Source organism: Candidatus Pelagibacter bacterium nBUS_44, assembly GCF_051200895.1.
GTDB lineage: Bacteria > Pseudomonadota > Alphaproteobacteria > Pelagibacterales > Pelagibacteraceae > Pelagibacter.
On the sequence record NZ_CP172838.1, the window covers coordinates 755,094 to 770,726 of the forward strand.

General features: G+C 28.0%; 13 protein-coding genes. All 13 read right to left on the reverse strand.

What is annotated here, in order from left to right; translation table 11 throughout:
- Positions 1-44 precede the first annotated feature (44 nt).
- Genes dnaE through ACIJYB_RS04330 form a run of 13 tightly spaced genes read right to left on the reverse strand, consistent with a single transcriptional unit; the run spans position 45 to position 15,630 of the window.
- Positions 45-3,461 carry a DNA polymerase III subunit alpha gene (gene dnaE / locus ACIJYB_RS04270; protein WP_435150061.1) on the reverse strand — a complete coding sequence of 1,139 codons (3,417 nt, stop codon included), beginning with the start codon at positions 3,459-3,461 and terminating at the stop codon, positions 45-47.
- Positions 3,454-4,131 (reverse strand): ABC transporter ATP-binding protein, encoded by a 678-nt coding sequence (locus tag ACIJYB_RS04275; RefSeq protein WP_435150063.1) that lies wholly within the window; start codon positions 4,129-4,131, stop codon positions 3,454-3,456. The genes dnaE and ACIJYB_RS04275 overlap by 8 nt, the downstream gene beginning before the upstream one ends.
- Positions 4,124-5,353 (reverse strand): FtsX-like permease family protein, encoded by a 1,230-nt coding sequence (locus tag ACIJYB_RS04280; RefSeq protein WP_435150065.1) that lies wholly within the window; start codon positions 5,351-5,353, stop codon positions 4,124-4,126. The genes ACIJYB_RS04275 and ACIJYB_RS04280 overlap by 8 nt, the downstream gene beginning before the upstream one ends.
- A complete protein-coding gene (gene proS / locus ACIJYB_RS04285; protein ID WP_435150066.1) occupies positions 5,350-6,684 on the reverse strand; it encodes a proline--tRNA ligase in 1,335 nt (444 codons plus the stop codon). The genes ACIJYB_RS04280 and proS overlap by 4 nt, the downstream gene beginning before the upstream one ends.
- Before the next feature lies 1 nt (position 6,685).
- Positions 6,686-6,931, reverse strand: coding sequence for a DUF1467 family protein (locus ACIJYB_RS04290; RefSeq protein WP_435150068.1), 246 nt, complete (start codon positions 6,929-6,931; stop codon positions 6,686-6,688).
- The gene (locus ACIJYB_RS04295; protein ID WP_435150069.1) at positions 6,931-8,586 is read right to left on the reverse strand and encodes a ribonuclease J; all 1,656 of its coding nucleotides are present in this window, start codon (positions 8,584-8,586) and stop codon (positions 6,931-6,933) included. The genes ACIJYB_RS04290 and ACIJYB_RS04295 overlap by 1 nt, the downstream gene beginning before the upstream one ends.
- Position 8,587: 1 nt before the next feature.
- Positions 8,588-9,334: a type III pantothenate kinase gene (locus tag ACIJYB_RS04300; protein ID WP_435150070.1), complete on the reverse strand. Its 747-nt coding sequence runs from the start codon at positions 9,332-9,334 to the stop codon at positions 8,588-8,590.
- Positions 9,335-9,337: 3 nt separating this feature from the next.
- Entirely contained in the window at positions 9,338-9,877 is a 540-nt protein-coding gene (locus ACIJYB_RS04305; protein ID WP_435150071.1) for a biotin--[acetyl-CoA-carboxylase] ligase, read from the reverse strand.
- Positions 9,877-11,295: an NADH-quinone oxidoreductase subunit NuoN gene (gene nuoN / locus ACIJYB_RS04310; RefSeq protein WP_435150073.1), complete on the reverse strand. Its 1,419-nt coding sequence runs from the start codon at positions 11,293-11,295 to the stop codon at positions 9,877-9,879. Before nuoN ends, ACIJYB_RS04305 begins: the two co-directional genes overlap by 1 nt.
- Position 11,296: 1 nt before the next feature.
- On the reverse strand, positions 11,297-12,778 hold the full coding sequence (locus ACIJYB_RS04315; RefSeq protein ID WP_435150074.1) for an NADH-quinone oxidoreductase subunit M: 1,482 nt from the start codon (positions 12,776-12,778) through the stop codon (positions 11,297-11,299).
- A complete protein-coding gene (gene nuoL, locus ACIJYB_RS04320) occupies positions 12,778-14,691 on the reverse strand; it encodes an NADH-quinone oxidoreductase subunit L (protein WP_435150075.1) in 1,914 nt (637 codons plus the stop codon). The genes ACIJYB_RS04315 and nuoL overlap by 1 nt, the downstream gene beginning before the upstream one ends.
- A 2-nt stretch (positions 14,692-14,693) precedes the next feature.
- Complete coding sequence (nuoK, locus tag ACIJYB_RS04325) at positions 14,694-15,005, reverse strand: NADH-quinone oxidoreductase subunit NuoK (RefSeq protein WP_435150077.1); 312 nt, start codon at positions 15,003-15,005, stop codon at positions 14,694-14,696.
- The gene (locus ACIJYB_RS04330) at positions 14,998-15,630 is read right to left on the reverse strand and encodes an NADH-quinone oxidoreductase subunit J (RefSeq protein WP_435150078.1); all 633 of its coding nucleotides are present in this window, start codon (positions 15,628-15,630) and stop codon (positions 14,998-15,000) included. The genes nuoK and ACIJYB_RS04330 overlap by 8 nt, the downstream gene beginning before the upstream one ends.
- Positions 15,631-15,633: the final 3 nt, after the last annotated feature.

The window sequence follows — 15,633 nt, forward strand, 5'->3', positions numbered from 1 at the left end:
TACGGATTATTTACTAATATTTTAACAATTAAACAAGTGTTTATTTAAATTATAGTGCTTGAAATATCTCTTTTTCTGAGAAGGTTGAGTGATTTTCTGTCTAAATTTCGATTATTTCTTAGTTTAAAAGTCAACGTTTTATCATCATTAATTAAGTTTATGTTAATAACTGTTTTACCGTCTTTATCTAATATTTTTGAAATTTCATTTACTTCATCATCAGACTTAAGTTCAAAAAAGACCTCCTTAATTGGGCTATTAAAAAGATCTTTTAATGATCCAATTTTTTGAACATTAACACGTTTAAATCTATTTTCATCATTAGAAATACTTTTAACTAAAGTTAAAATTAAAGAATTACCTTCTATTAAAATTTCACGATTTAGTTCTAAAATATCTGAAAATATAAAAAGTTCAAAAACACTTGTTAAATCTGTTAATTTTAAAACAGCATAGGAATTTCCTTTAGCTGTTTTTCTTTCTTGAACTTTTAGTAGTGTTGAGGCAATGTTTGCATCTTTTATCTCATCATTTAAATTAAACTCTGAATAATCTTTTATTTTATAATCATCAAAAATTTCAGTAAACTGATTTAGTGGATGATCTGAAATAAAAAAACCAACTGCTTCAAATTCTTTAGATAAACGTTCTTCAAAATTCCAATCTTCAATATCATTGACAATATCATTTTCTAATATTTCATCTTCAGAAAATAGATCAATTTGATTAGCTGATTTATTTTCAAAAATATTCTTAGTTTTTAAAATAAAGTTTGGTATTGAGTCAAAGAGTGCCTGTCTATTAATATTTAAATTATCAAATGCACCAGCTTTAACTAAACCTTCTAATTGTAATTTGTTCATATCTTTTGGATTAACTCTTTTTAAAAAATCATTTATAGATGAAAACTTTCCATTTTTGACTCTCTCTTTAACAACATTTGATATTGCTTCATATCCAACTGCCTTAATACCACCTAAAGCATAATAAAAACTATTATCAGTTGTTCTAAAATCAGCGAAACATTCATTAATATCTGGTCTTGTAACTTTAATATTTAATCTTTTCAATTCTTCATAAAATTCACTTAATTTATTTTGATTAGAAATATCCGTTGTCATTGACGCTGCAATGAACTCTTTTGGGTAGTAAGTTTTTAAAAAAGCAGTTTGATATGAAATAATAGCATAGGCTGCGGCATGACTTTTGTTGAAACCATATTCGGCAAATGGCTCGATCTTTAAAAAAATTCCAGCAGCTACATCTTTAGCTATTCCATTTTTTAATGCACCAGCGATAAAGCCCTGTTTTTGTTTTTCTAATTCTGCTCTTTTCTTTTTCCCCATAGCTCTTCTAAGAAGATCTGCTTGTCCTGCTGTAAAACCAGATAACTTTTGAGCAATTTGCATTACTTGTTCCTGGTAGATAATTACACCATAGGTTGGTTTTAAAATATCTTCTAATAGAGGATGTAGGTAATCAGGCGTTTGTCTACCGTGCTTACAATCATTATAAATTGGAATATTACTCATTGGACCTGGTCTATAAAGAGCAACTAATGCAATAATGTCTTCAATGTGGTTGGGCTTCATTTGAACTAAAGCTTCTCTCATACCAGCACTCTCAACCTGAAATAAACCAACAGTATTACCGCTAGAAAGAAGATCAAACACTTTTTGATCTTCGTAACTAATATTCTCAATATTAAAATCTTTATCAAATTTTTTTATTAATTTTTGAGTATTATTAATTACAGTTAATGTTTTTAAACCTAAAAAATCGAATTTTACTAAACCAGCATTTTCTGCTGAGTACATATCGAATTGTGTAGATGGCAATAACAAGTTTGCTGAAGCGTCTTTATACAATGGAACGACTTCTGTTAATTTTTTGTCTGCTATAACAACTCCAGCAGCATGTGTTGCAACATTTCTATTTAAACCCTCTAATTTTAAAGAAAGATCAGTCAATTTCTTTACTCTAGAGTCTTCATTTACAAGTTTTTGAAGCCTAGGTTCTCCTGCTATACACTGTGATAAGCTTTGTGGTCTTGACGGATCAAAAGGTATCATTTTTGAAATACTATCAACAAAACCATATGGCAATCCTAATACTCTACCAACATCTCTAATTACCATTCTTGCTTTTAATTTTCCAAAAGTAATTATATGAGCAACACTATCTTTGTATTTTTTAGTTAAATATTCAAAAACTAGATCTCTTTTCTCCTCACAAAAATCTATATCAAAATCAGGCATAGAAATTCTATCAGGATTTAAAAACCTTTCAAAAATTAAATTAAATTTAATAGGATCAACATCGGTAATTGAAAGACACCAAGCTACAAGAGATCCAGCACCAGAACCTCTACCTGGTCCTACAGGAATGTCGTTACTTTTTGCCCATTTAATATAATCAGATACAATGAGAAAATAACTAGAATATTTCATTTCAATTATAATCGATAATTCATGATCGAGCCTATCTTTGTAGTTAAAAAATTTTTTGTTACTTTTAAGTTCATTGGATTTAATTCCAAAAATTTTATCAAATTTAATTCTTAAACCATGTAATGAGTCTTTTTTTAAAACATCGTCAGCATTTCCTCCTTTTTCTGAACTTATATTTGGTAAAACTGGATTAGAAAATAATGGTCTAAAATTACATCTTAAAGGAAAATTATAGTTATTTTCTAGAGCTTCTGGTAAATCTGCAAACAATTCAGTCATTTCTGAATTTGTTTTAAAATAATGTTGATTGCTTAATTTAATTCTATTTTTTTCATTAACATAACTTTTGTTACCAATACAAATCAATGCATCATGGGCTTCATGCATATCCTTATCGAGATAAAAAACTTCATTAGTAGCAATTATAGGAATTTCTATTTCTAATGATTTTTTTAAGTTAAATTTTTCAAAGCCTAGTTCATTTTGATCATTATGACGCTGAATTTCTAAATAAAATCTGTCATTATATTTAGATTTAATTTTTTTATACATATCATCTATTTCACTAAATTTTCCTTTATCAAAAAGTTTACCGAAAAGTCCAAAAATAGTTCCTGAAAATAAGGCTACACCTTCGTTATCTTCAAGTAATTCTTCAAAATCTAAATGTGGATCCGAAAGTTCATCATTTTCTAAATAAGATAGTGATGAAAGTTTAATAATTCTTTTATAACCTTCTTCATTTAATGAAAATAAGGGAAGTAATCCAATAGTATCACCGTATTTAAAATTAATCTGCGTCCCTATTATTGGCTGAGTACCAACTTTTGAAATTTTTTCTGCAAATTCCAGGGCTCCACATAAATTTGACGTATCACAAAGACTTAGAGATTGAATTTTATTTGATTTTGAGAAATCTTGTAAATCATCAATTTTTATAGCACCCTCACATATTGAATATTGAGTATGTATTTTTAAATGGTTATACGTTTTGAAAGATGATTCAGACATTAGTAGTTTTTATACTACCATCAATCAGCTCCAAGAGATAATCTGCTTTTTTTGCAAAGAATTTATTATGAGTTGCAAAAATTATTAATCTATTTGGTTTCTTTTGATTATTTAAAAGATCAAAAATATCCTTTGCTGTTTTCATATCCAAACTACCCGTAGGCTCATCTGCCAATATTATATCTGGATCATTAATTATTGCTCTTGCGATAGCTATTCTTTGAGACTCACCACCAGACAACTGCGATGGAAAATGATCGGATCTATTTGATAATCCAATCTTTTTTAACAAATTTTCAGCTTTTAACATGGCCATCTTTTTATTGTCGTTAATTGATAAGCTTGCAAGATATAAGTTTTCAAAAGCTGTAAAGTCTGGAAGAAGATTATTTTGTTGATAAACAATCCCTATTTTTTTTGCTCTAAAAATATCATTTTTATTATTTTCCTTAAAGTTTACTAGAGCGTTATCAAATTTTATTGATCCATTAGTTGGTCTATCAATTAAAGAGATTAAATTTAATAACGTGGATTTACCAGAACCCGAAGGTCCCATTAAAGAATATACTTTGCCTTTTTTAAAATTATAAGACAACTTTTTTAAAACTTTAATCTTTTTTTCTGTATCAAAATTTTTTGAAATATTTTTTAATTTTAAAAAACTATTCATATTTAAGTGCTTTGATTGGATCTAGTTTTGCCGCTTTAAAAGCGGGAAATATTGATACAATAATTGTTATTATTATCGAACAAATTGAAATTAAAAAAATTGATGTAGGGTTAATTTCTGAAGGCATTTTGCTTAAAAAATAAATTTCTTCTGGAAACAAGCTGATATTAAATGTTGAGCTTAAAAACTCTCTAAAATTCTCTATATAAATTGAAAAAGTTACTCCTAATAAAATACCAAAAGCTGTTGCAGAAGTGCCAATTAAAACACCCACTAAAAAAAATATTTTTATGATTGATTTATTTAAAACACCTATTGATTTTAATATTGCAATATCTTTTGTTTTATTTTTAACTAAGATTGTTAGTCCAGAAATAATATTAAAAGCTGCAACCACAATTATTAAAGATAATATTATAAACATAACATTTCGCTCTACTTTTAAAGCTGAGAATAATGAATTATTCATATCTGCCCAACTGTAAACAAATTCTTTATCAAAAATTTTTTGGACTATCATTTTTTGAGATTCTATTTTATTGGGATTTTTAAGATATATTTCTAAAGCTCTATCATTGATGTCAAATCCAAAAAATTCTTCTAAAGTATTTAAATTAATAAATGCTATGTTGTTATCAAATTCTGCTAAACCACTGTTAAAAATCGAAGTTACTATAAAATTTTTTTGTTTGAGTAGATTACCAACTATTGTCTCTACTCCTGACGGAGACATTAAAGTTATCTCATCGCCAACCTGAAGGTCTAATGCAAAACTTAGTTCATTACCTATTGATATAAAATCTTTAAGTAGTAATTTATTGCCTTTAAATTTATCATTTTTAATAATTTCTAATTTTGAGAAATCATTATTTTCATAGCCTCTTAAAACAACACCTTTTGAGGTATTGTTTTTTAGTATTATCGCTTCACCTGAATTACTTAAAACAATATTTTTTGAGATTAAAGAAAGATTTTTGCTATTTAGTTTTTTTTGGTCAATTGAACTGTCATATGATTTGACCGTTATATGAGAGTTAAAACCAACAATTTTATTAATTAACTCTGATCTAAAACCATTCATAACAGACATAACAATTATTAGAACGGCTACTCCAAGACTTATTCCAATAAATGAAAATATTGAAATGACATTTAAAAAGCCATCTTTTTTTCTAGCTTTTAAAAACCTAAACGTAATTTCTTTTTCTAAATTAGAAATCAATTGGAAGCTTTTTGTTTTATTATAATTTCTATAATTTTATCTAAAGATAAATTTTGTGTTTCTTTGCCAATTTCTTTAAATTCTAGAAGATCACCCTCAGATTTCTTTCCAATAACAATTTGATATGGGGCTCCAATTAAATTCATCTTTTTAATTTTTGATGAATAGTTTTCCTCAGTATCATCAATAATTACTTCAATATTATTTTTTATTAATTCAGAATTAATATTGTTAGCTTTTTCAAGGGCAGAAGTGTCATTTTTATTTATCATAGGAATAAGTGCAATGTCATAAGGAGCAACAGACAATGGCCATTTCATGATTTCATTTTTATCATCATATTTAGCCTCTATAATAGCTCCCACTAACCTTGATACACCAATTCCATAAGAGCCCATTTTTACAAAATCCTTTTTACCACCAGGAAGATCAACAGCAGTACTCATTGCTTTTGAATATTTGTCACCAAAATAAAATATATGTCCTACTTCAATACCTTTGGTAATTAATCTATTTTTTTCAGATACCATTTTTTCAAATTCATCTTTATTAAATTTTTCATCAGTCACTGAATAAAACTGTTCATATTTTTTACGCATTTGCTCCAGCGAAGATTTTTCTAAATTAGTACCTTCGCTAGTTAAATCAAAAATTCGTTTATCAGTAAAAATTTTACTTTCACCTGTGTCAGCCAAAATTATAAACTCATGTGATAAATTTCCTCCTATAGGACCAGTGTCAGCAGCCATAGGAATAGCTGTTAATGATAATCTTTTAAAAGTTCTTAAATAAGATAAGAAAAATTTATTGTAAGAGTAAAATGCATCTTCATCCGTAACATCAAATGAATATGCGTCTTTCATATAAAATTCTCTACCTCTCATAATTCCAAATCTAGGCCTGATTTCATCTCTAAACTTCCATTGTATATGATACAATAGTTGCGGTAATGATTTATAAGACTTAAATGAAGATCTAAAAATCTCAGTTACTTGCTCTTCGTTAGTTGGGCCGTAAAGCATTTCTCTATTCTGACGATCTTTAATTCTGAGCATTTCTTCTCCATAATCATCGTATCGACCACTTTCTTTCCAAATTTCACTCGATTGAATTGTTGGCATCAAAATTTCTTGCGCACCTATTTTATTTTGTTCTTGTCTTACAATGGCTTCTATTTTCTTCATCACTTTAAATCCAAGTGGAAGCCAAGAGTAAATACCAGCAGAAGCTTGTTTGATCATTCCTACTCTCAACATTAATTGATGAGATTTGATTTTGGCCTCAGAAGGATTATTTTTTAATATTGGAATAAAAGATTTTGATAAAAGCATCTTAATTAATAATATTTCTTAAATTCAAATATTCAAATTTAATTAATAAATAAATTATAATAAAAATAACAGTTGTAATACCTGTGCAATATAGGAATTTTTTCAGCATTTTAGGATTTTCTGGGGATCCAGGGTCTTCACCATCAATTATAATTGATTTTGATCTATTTACATCAATTGGTAAGATAGCAAAAAATACAATCCACCATATAATTATGTAGATTATAGCTAAACCTGTGATGCTCATTAAATTCTTACTAGATTAATATTTGTAAAAGGTTTTTTTCCAGTTTTTTCTTTTGAAAATTTTCGACAAGCAATCTTAAGTGCATCAATTAAATTGTGTTCTTGCTGCTTGCTTCCTAATCTAAAAGTTCTTGTGATTTCCTCAATCGCATCCTCTAAACCATAAATAAATTCTTCAGTATCATCAACTGGAATACCTCTAAAAGTTAAAACTGGTCTTTTATGAATGTTACCTTTTGGAGTAATTAATACGGTAGCCTCAATATATCCGTTTGCACTTAAATTTTTTCTATCTTTAATTGATTGAGCGTCTTCTGCTACACTAATATTTCCATCTACGTAAAGCCTGCCACTTGGAGCTTTATCATATACTTCAGGTTTTCCTGGGTGAAGCTTAACAATATCACCATTTTCAACTTGAACTGGGTTAGGCACATTCATTTCTTTTGCAAATTTCATATGTTCAATCATATGTCTGTGTTCTCCGTGCACAGGGATAACGCACTGTGGTTTTACCCATTCATACATTTCTTTTAGATCATCTCTATTTGGGTGTCCCGAAACATGAACAAATTCATTTTCTTCAGATATTACTTCAATACCATCTTTAACTAATTGATTTTGTAAATTATATAATTTTTTTTCATTACCTGGAATAATTTTTGATGAAAATATAACTGTATCATCTTTTTCAATAAATACATCTGGATGAGTATATTTGGCAATTCTCATTAATGCAGCCATGGGCTCCCCTTGACTACCTGTGCAAAGATAAACAATTTTTTCTCTAGCAATATTTTTTGCCTCACGAGGATCTATTGGTTCAATAACATTTTTTAAATAGCCACATTGTTTTGCTGCTTTAAATATTCTGTGCATTGATCTTCCAACTAGAGATATTTGTCGACCAGTTTTTTCTGCACAATAAAAAGCTGTTTCTAGTCTAGCGACATTTGAGGCAAAAGAAGCAATAATAATTCTTTTTTTTAAACTGCTCATAATATTTAACATGCTTTTTCTAACATCTAATTCAGAGCCTGCTTTACCTAAGCTAAAAACATTTGTTGAGTCGCATATCATTGCAAGAACACCATCATTGCCTATTTCCTTCAATCTATTAGAATTAATGTTTCCACCAATTAAAGGTTCTGGATCAATTTTCCAATCACCAGTATGTAAAATTACACCTGCAGGTGTTTCAATTCTTAAACCATTTGGTTCTAATATTGAGTGAGTTAAAGTTATGTATTCAATCTTAAATGGATTTAAATCTATTGTTCCATTTAATTGCACTATTTTAAGATTTCTAGTTATATCGATATGTTTTTCTTTAAATTTTTCTTTAATTAAAACAGCAGTAAATGGAGTTGCAAATATATTGCATTCTAGTTTAGGCCAAAGATGAGCTATTGCACCAATGTGATCTTCATGTGCATGAGTTAAAACAATTCCTAATAGATCGTCTTTTTTATCAACAATAAATCCAGGATCTGGATAGATTAAATCAATACCTGGAAGTGTGTCATCTGCAAAGGTGACACCTATATCAACCATAATCCACTTGTGTTCTCCTGGTTTACCATAAGCAAACAAATTCATGTTCATGCCTATTTCGCCAGATCCACCCAGTGGACAAAATAATAATTCATCTTTCATGTTATTTAATTAATTTTGAAATCTTGATTAGACCGTTAATTGTAATGTCTTTGTTGTGATAAACTTTCGTTTTTATTGATTTTTTAAATAAGTCAGAAAATCCTCCAGTAATTATTACTTTAAAAGATTTTCTAGTCTCTTTCTTAATTAAATAAATGATATTGTCAATTAAACCCGCATAACCCCAGAAAAAACCAGATCTAACAGCAGAGATTGTGTCATTACCTATTATATTTTTGATCTTTTTAAGATCAATTTTTGGAATTAGAGTTGCTTTATCTGACAGTGAATTTAAAGAAAGTTTCACACCGGGCGCAATAATACCACCGGAATAAGTATTTTTTATTAAAACATCAAAAGTTGTAGCTGTACCAAAATCTATAATAATAAAGTTATTATGATTGTTTGTTAAACTAATTGCATTCGTTAATCTGTCAGAACCGACCTGTTTATAATTTGCTTTAATTTTTATTAAAGATTTTAAGTTTAAATCTTTTACTTCATAACATTTTATTTTTGTCTTTTTGGATAAAAATTTTTTTATTATATTAAATGATTTGGGTACAACACTACAAAATAGTATTTTATTTATTTTTTCATAATCAATTTTAAAATTGATAAATAATTTTTTTAATTTAGTTTGATCTAAATCTTTAGTTGAATAAGTTAATTTTTTTATAATCTTATGATTGATTGAAACTAAAAAAATTTTAGTTTCAGTGTTCCCTATGTCTCCAAGTATATACATTAGTTATTTATTTATTTTATACATTTTTAGTAGATTTTTTTCAAAAATAAGTTTTAGATTATTCTCTATTTCTCTTTTATTAATAGTTTTATTGATTAATTCAGACAAGCTTGTTGTTGGATAATCTTTAATTTTAGGGTTTTTATTAATATTTATACCAATACCTATAATTAAAAAATTTTTATCAAAAAAGGAGATTGTTTCTTGTAATATTCCACATAATTTTTTTTTATGGATCAATAAATCGTTAGGTTTTTTAAATGTAATTTTTTTTTTATAATAGTTTCTTAATAATTTCTTAATTAATAAACAATTAATCATTGTAAGTCTTGGTATAGTTATATTAATATTTTCTAATTCATAAAAAAAACTAACAAATAAATTACCTTTATGTGAAATCCATTTTTTTCCATGTTGACCTCTGCCCATTGTTTGTGCGTCAGATATCACCATTCCACACTTGTAGTTTGAATTTTTAATAATTCGAATTGCTGTATTATTTGTACTTTTAACTTTTTTGAATTTAAATTTTTTAAATTTCATTAAATAATATTAATTCTAGATACCACATCAATCAGTTGACTTGGTGAAATGAAGTATAAGAGAATTAATATTGTTGAAAGAGTAAGTGAAAATTTTATCCAAAGACTATGATCTTCATCATATTTTTCTTTCTCTTTATCGAAATATATTATTTTAATAATTCTTAAATAGTAAAATGCTGCAATAACAGTTGATAACAAACCTACGATTGCTAAGAAATACATTGACTGTTCTATAACCGCCTTAAAGATATAAAATTTTGCAAAAAAACCAGCTAATGGAGGAATTCCTGCTAAAGAGAATAATATAACCAATAAAGACAAAGATAATAAAGGATGGTTTTTAGATAATCCCGAAAGATCTTCTATATCTTCGTAATATTGATCATTTCTTTTAAGCATTAACAAACAAGAAAATAACGCCAAGTTCATAACAATATAAATCGATATATATATAATTGAGCTCTGAATTCCTTCATTAGAGCCTGTTGCTAAACCAGCTAATGTGTATCCAATATGTCCAATTGAACTATAAGCTACAAGTCTTTTTATATTAGTTTGACCTATAGCTGCTATCGCGCCAAAAAGCATAGATGCTATGGATAAGAAAATTATAATGATTTGCCACTGATCAAATAAATTCAAAAAAGGAACATATAAAAATCTAATAAATACGGTTAATGCAGCAATTTTAGGCACCATCGTGAAAAATAAAGTAACTGATGTAGGTGATCCTTCATAAACATCAGGCGCCCACATATGAAAAGGTACGGCTGAAATTTTAAATGCCAGACCTACAAGAATAAATACTATTCCGAAAGTTAAAACATATTCATTTGAATTAAGTTGATTTGCAATTACATTAAAATTTGTTGAACCTGAAAATCCGTAAATTAATGAACAACCATATAAAAGCAAACCAGATGATAAAGCGCTTAAAACAAAATATTTTAAACCAGCCTCAGATGATTTTAATTGATCTCTGTTAAAAGTGGCTAAAACATATAGCGCTAAAGATTGCAATTCTAGACCCATATAAAATACCATTAAGTCGTTTGAACTAATCATTACCATCATACCTAATATTGAACTTAATATTAAAATTGGATATTCAATTTTATAAATTTTAAATGTTTTAAGATATGTTGATGAGATAACTAAAACTAAAAAAGCACCAAGTAGAGTGATAATTTTCATTAGTGATGACATGTAATCAATAATAATACTATTGTTGAACAAGGTTACTCTACCAATACTAAAAGTTTCATTAAGAGTAATTATTGCTGTAATTAAGAGAACTAATAATGAAATGTTAAAAACAATTTTTGAACTATCTTTTTTAAAAACACCTAAAACCAATAAAAACATTATTGATAGTGAGATAAATATTTCAGGTAATATTAAATTAAGATTTTCCATATTATTTTATTATTAAATTTGAATTATACATATTAATTAGATCTTTAACCGAAACTTCAATTGTATTAATTAGCGGGTCAGGATAAAATCCAAAAAATAACGTAGGTGCTGCTAAACAAATTAAAATAAAGTATTCTGATTTATTTAGATCAATTAATGACTTAAGATTTTCGTTGATTAATTTTCCAAAAACAACTCTTTTATATAACCACAACATGTATGCGGCTCCCAGAATTACACCTAGACTAGCTAAAACAGCTACTAAAAAGTTATCTTTAAATACACCCATTAAGATCAAAAATTCTCCAATAAAGCCACTCGTTCCAGGTAGACCAAGCGCTGCTAAGGTAAATAACATGAATAAAATTGAGTATTTAGGAATGATAGCAACTATTCCACCATAAGAACTAATCATTCTTGAATGCATTCTGTCATAAACTACACCAACACATAAGAATAAGGCAGCAGAAACTAAACCATGACTAATCATTTGAATTATACTTCCCTCAATACCTTGTTGTTGAATAGTAAATATTCCTAATGTTACAAATCCCATGTGAGCTACAGAAGAATAGGCAATAAGCTTTTTCATATCTTCTTGCATTAACGCAATTAATGATGTGAGAATTATAGCTATTACACTTAAAGCATAAATTAAAGGCGTAAAGATTTCTGACGCAATTGGAAAAAGTCCTAATGAAAATCGTATAAATCCGTACCCAGCCATTTTAAGTAAAATCGCAGCTAGCAAAACTGACCCAGCAGTTGGAGCTTCAACGTGGGCGTCTGGTAACCAAGTATGAACTGGCCACATAGGTGTTTTTACTGCAAAAGAACTAAAAAATGCAAGCCATAATAAATTTTGATACTTTGCGTCAATACCAAGTTCATACAGTTTAATTACATCGGTGGTTCCTGAAATCCAATAAATTGAAATAATTGCAACTAACATCAATACAGAACCTAGGAGTGTATATAAAAAGAATTTAAATGCTGAATACACTCTTTTAGGTCCACCCCAAATACCAATAATTAAAAACATTGGAATTAATCCAGCCTCAAAAAATAAATAGAATACAACTAAGTCAAGAGAACAAAAAACTCCTATCATAAAGCTTTCCATAATTAGTATTGCTATTAGAAAATCTCTTAATCTTGTTTTGACTGAATTATTAACTGAAACGATACATAAAGGAGTTATAAATGTTGTTAAAATGATAAATAAAATTGAAATTCCATCTACTCCAACTTTGTAATTAATAAAACCCTCAATCCATGTTTTGTCTTCAATAAATTGAAAATTAGATGTTAATTGATCAAAAGAAATCCAAAGGTAAATAGAAATTAAAAAATTTACAGCTGATGTAAAAAGAGCAACATATTTAACCGTTGAATTATTCCCATTTTTATTTTTTGTGAAAAATAAAAAAAGAGCTCCCACAGTCGGCAGTAGAATTAAGGATGAAAGAATTGGAAAATTCATTATTTAACTATTAAAAAGGTTAATAAAGCTGAAAAACCTAAAAGCATAACAAAAGCATAATGGTAAATAAAACCACTTTGAAATTTATTTGCTTTTAAAGAACATTTTTTTATAAATGATGAAATTCCATCAGGTCCGAAACCATCAATCAATTTTCCATCACAAAATTTCCAAAAAAATAAACCTAATTTTTTTGAAGGATTTATGAAAATGACTTCATATAATTCATCAAAATACCATTTATTAACTAAAAACTTGTATAGTGGCTTATTCATATTGGCTATTTCATTTGGTAATTCTTTATTTTTGACAAATAAATAATAAGCAATAGGGATAGACGTTAACACCAAGCAAGGTGTTAGTAGCAAAAACCATGTTGGTGGATGTTCTGTACTTAATGGTTCTAAAAATTTGATAGACTCGGCCCAGAATAGATTTTCTCCTCCATGACCAACAAATAAATCTTTAAATAAAAAACCTGCAAATATAGATCCAATAGACAATATAACTAAAGGTATCAACATTACTAACGGAGATTCGTGTGTATCTTCAATCTTTACAATTTTATTATTATATGTTCCGTGAAATGTTTTAAAGATTAATCTCCATGAATATACTGATGTTAAAAATGCTGTAAAAATTCCAATTCCTGCAGCATAGTATCCGGTAGCATTTCCTTTTAGGTATGCAAATTCAATAATTGCATCTTTAGAGTAAAAACCTGAAAGGAAAGGAAAACCTGTTAATGCTAAAGTTCCTATAATCATCAAGGCATAAGTATAAGGAAGCTTCCTCCATACCCCTCCCATATTATTAATATTTTGCTCATCTTTAAATGCATGAATAACGGAACCAGATCCTAAAAATAATAAAGCTTTAAAAAATGCGTGTGTAAATAAATGAAACATTGCAACATTATAAGCTCCTACTCCAGCTGCAAAAAACATATAACCTAATTGACTACAAGTTGAGTAAGCAATAATTTTTTTAATATCTGTTTGAACTAACGCAACTGTTGCTGCAAAAAATGCTGTTGTCATTCCAACAATTGTTATTAAATTTAATATTAATGGTGAGTATTCATAAATCGGTGAACATCTAACTACTAAGAACACTCCAGCTGTTACCATAGTAGCAGCATGAATTAATGCAGATACAGGCGTAGGTCCCTCCATTGCATCTGGCAACCATGTATGTAATAAAATTTGGGCTGATTTACCCATTGCACCAATAAATAATAAAAAACAAATTAGATCTATAGCTTTTACTTCAAAACCTAAAAAAGATAAATTTTTGTCAACAACTGTTGGTATTTGTTGGAACACTTCTGAATAATTAACAGTTCCAAATAAATAGAATACTAAAAAAATTCCTAACGCGAAACCAAAGTCACCTACTCTATTTACTACAAAAGCTTTAATTGCTGCAGAATTTGCACTTTCCTTTTTAAACCAAAAACCAATTAAGAAATATGAACAAAGACCAACTCCTTCCCAGCCAAAAAATAGCTGAATGAAGTTATCTGAGGTGACCAACATCAACATAGCAAAAGTAAAAAGCGATAGATATGCCATAAATCTTGGTTTATGAGGATCATGAGACATATAACCAATTGAATAAATATGTACTAAAGATGAAACTGATGTAACAACAACAAGCATCACAGCTGATAATGGATCAATCAACATCGACCAATTAACATCTAGTGATCCTGAATTTATCCAAGTGGCTATAACAATATTTTCTTCGTATTGATTAACAATCACTTGATACAATATAAAAATTGAAAAAAACGCAGATATTGAAACTAGAGTACTAGTAACAATTTCAGAGTTTCTATCACCAATATATTTTCCAAAAAAACCTGAGATAATTGAAGCTATAAGTGGAAGAAATAAAATAGAAATTTCCATATTTATCCTTTCAACTTATCTATTTCTTCAACTCGGATAGTTCCTGAATTGCGATAATAAACTACAATTATTGCTAACCCAATTGCGGCTTCAGCAGCTGCAACTGTTAAGATAAATAGAGTGAATACCTGTCCAGCAAGGTCTCCTAAGAAAATTGAAAATGCAACTAAATTTATATTAACCGCAAGTAGTATTAACTCTATGCTCATTAATATTACGATAATATTTTTTCTATTTAAAAATATACCTATTATTCCGATTGAAAAAATAACTGCCCCTAATGATAAATAATGTCCTAAACCAATATCAGTCATCTATTTTAACTCCTTTATTGGTTTCAACTTCTAGCACCTGTACACCTTCTGATCTTTCCCTAGATATTTGTTTTAAGTAACTTTGTTTTTTAACACCTTCTCTTTTTCTAAAAGTCAAAACAATGGCACCAATCATTGCCACTAATAAAATCATACCACTTAATTGAAACACATGGATATAATCAGTATATAAAATTTGTCCAAGAGAATGAGTATTGCTTACATTAAAAGTATCTACCGAATTATTTATATCAAATAAATCAGGTTTATATTTCCAACCACCAATAACAATTATCAATTCAAAAAAAATAATTGTACTAATAATAAGACCTACAGGTATATGTTTTGAGCTCTCTTCTGACGCAAACCATTGATTTTTTTGTTGAGCAACATTTAACATCATTACTACAAATAAAAATAATACTGCTACAGCACCGACATAAACGATTAACATTATCATTCCTAAAAACTCAGCTCCTATCATAATAAAAAGACAAGATATGCTAATGAAATCTAAAATTAGAAAAAAAACTGAATGAACGGTATTTTTAGAAACTGTAACCATGATTGCTGAAATTACAGCTATAAATGAAAACGTATAAAAGAAAATTGAATGAGCAATCATAGA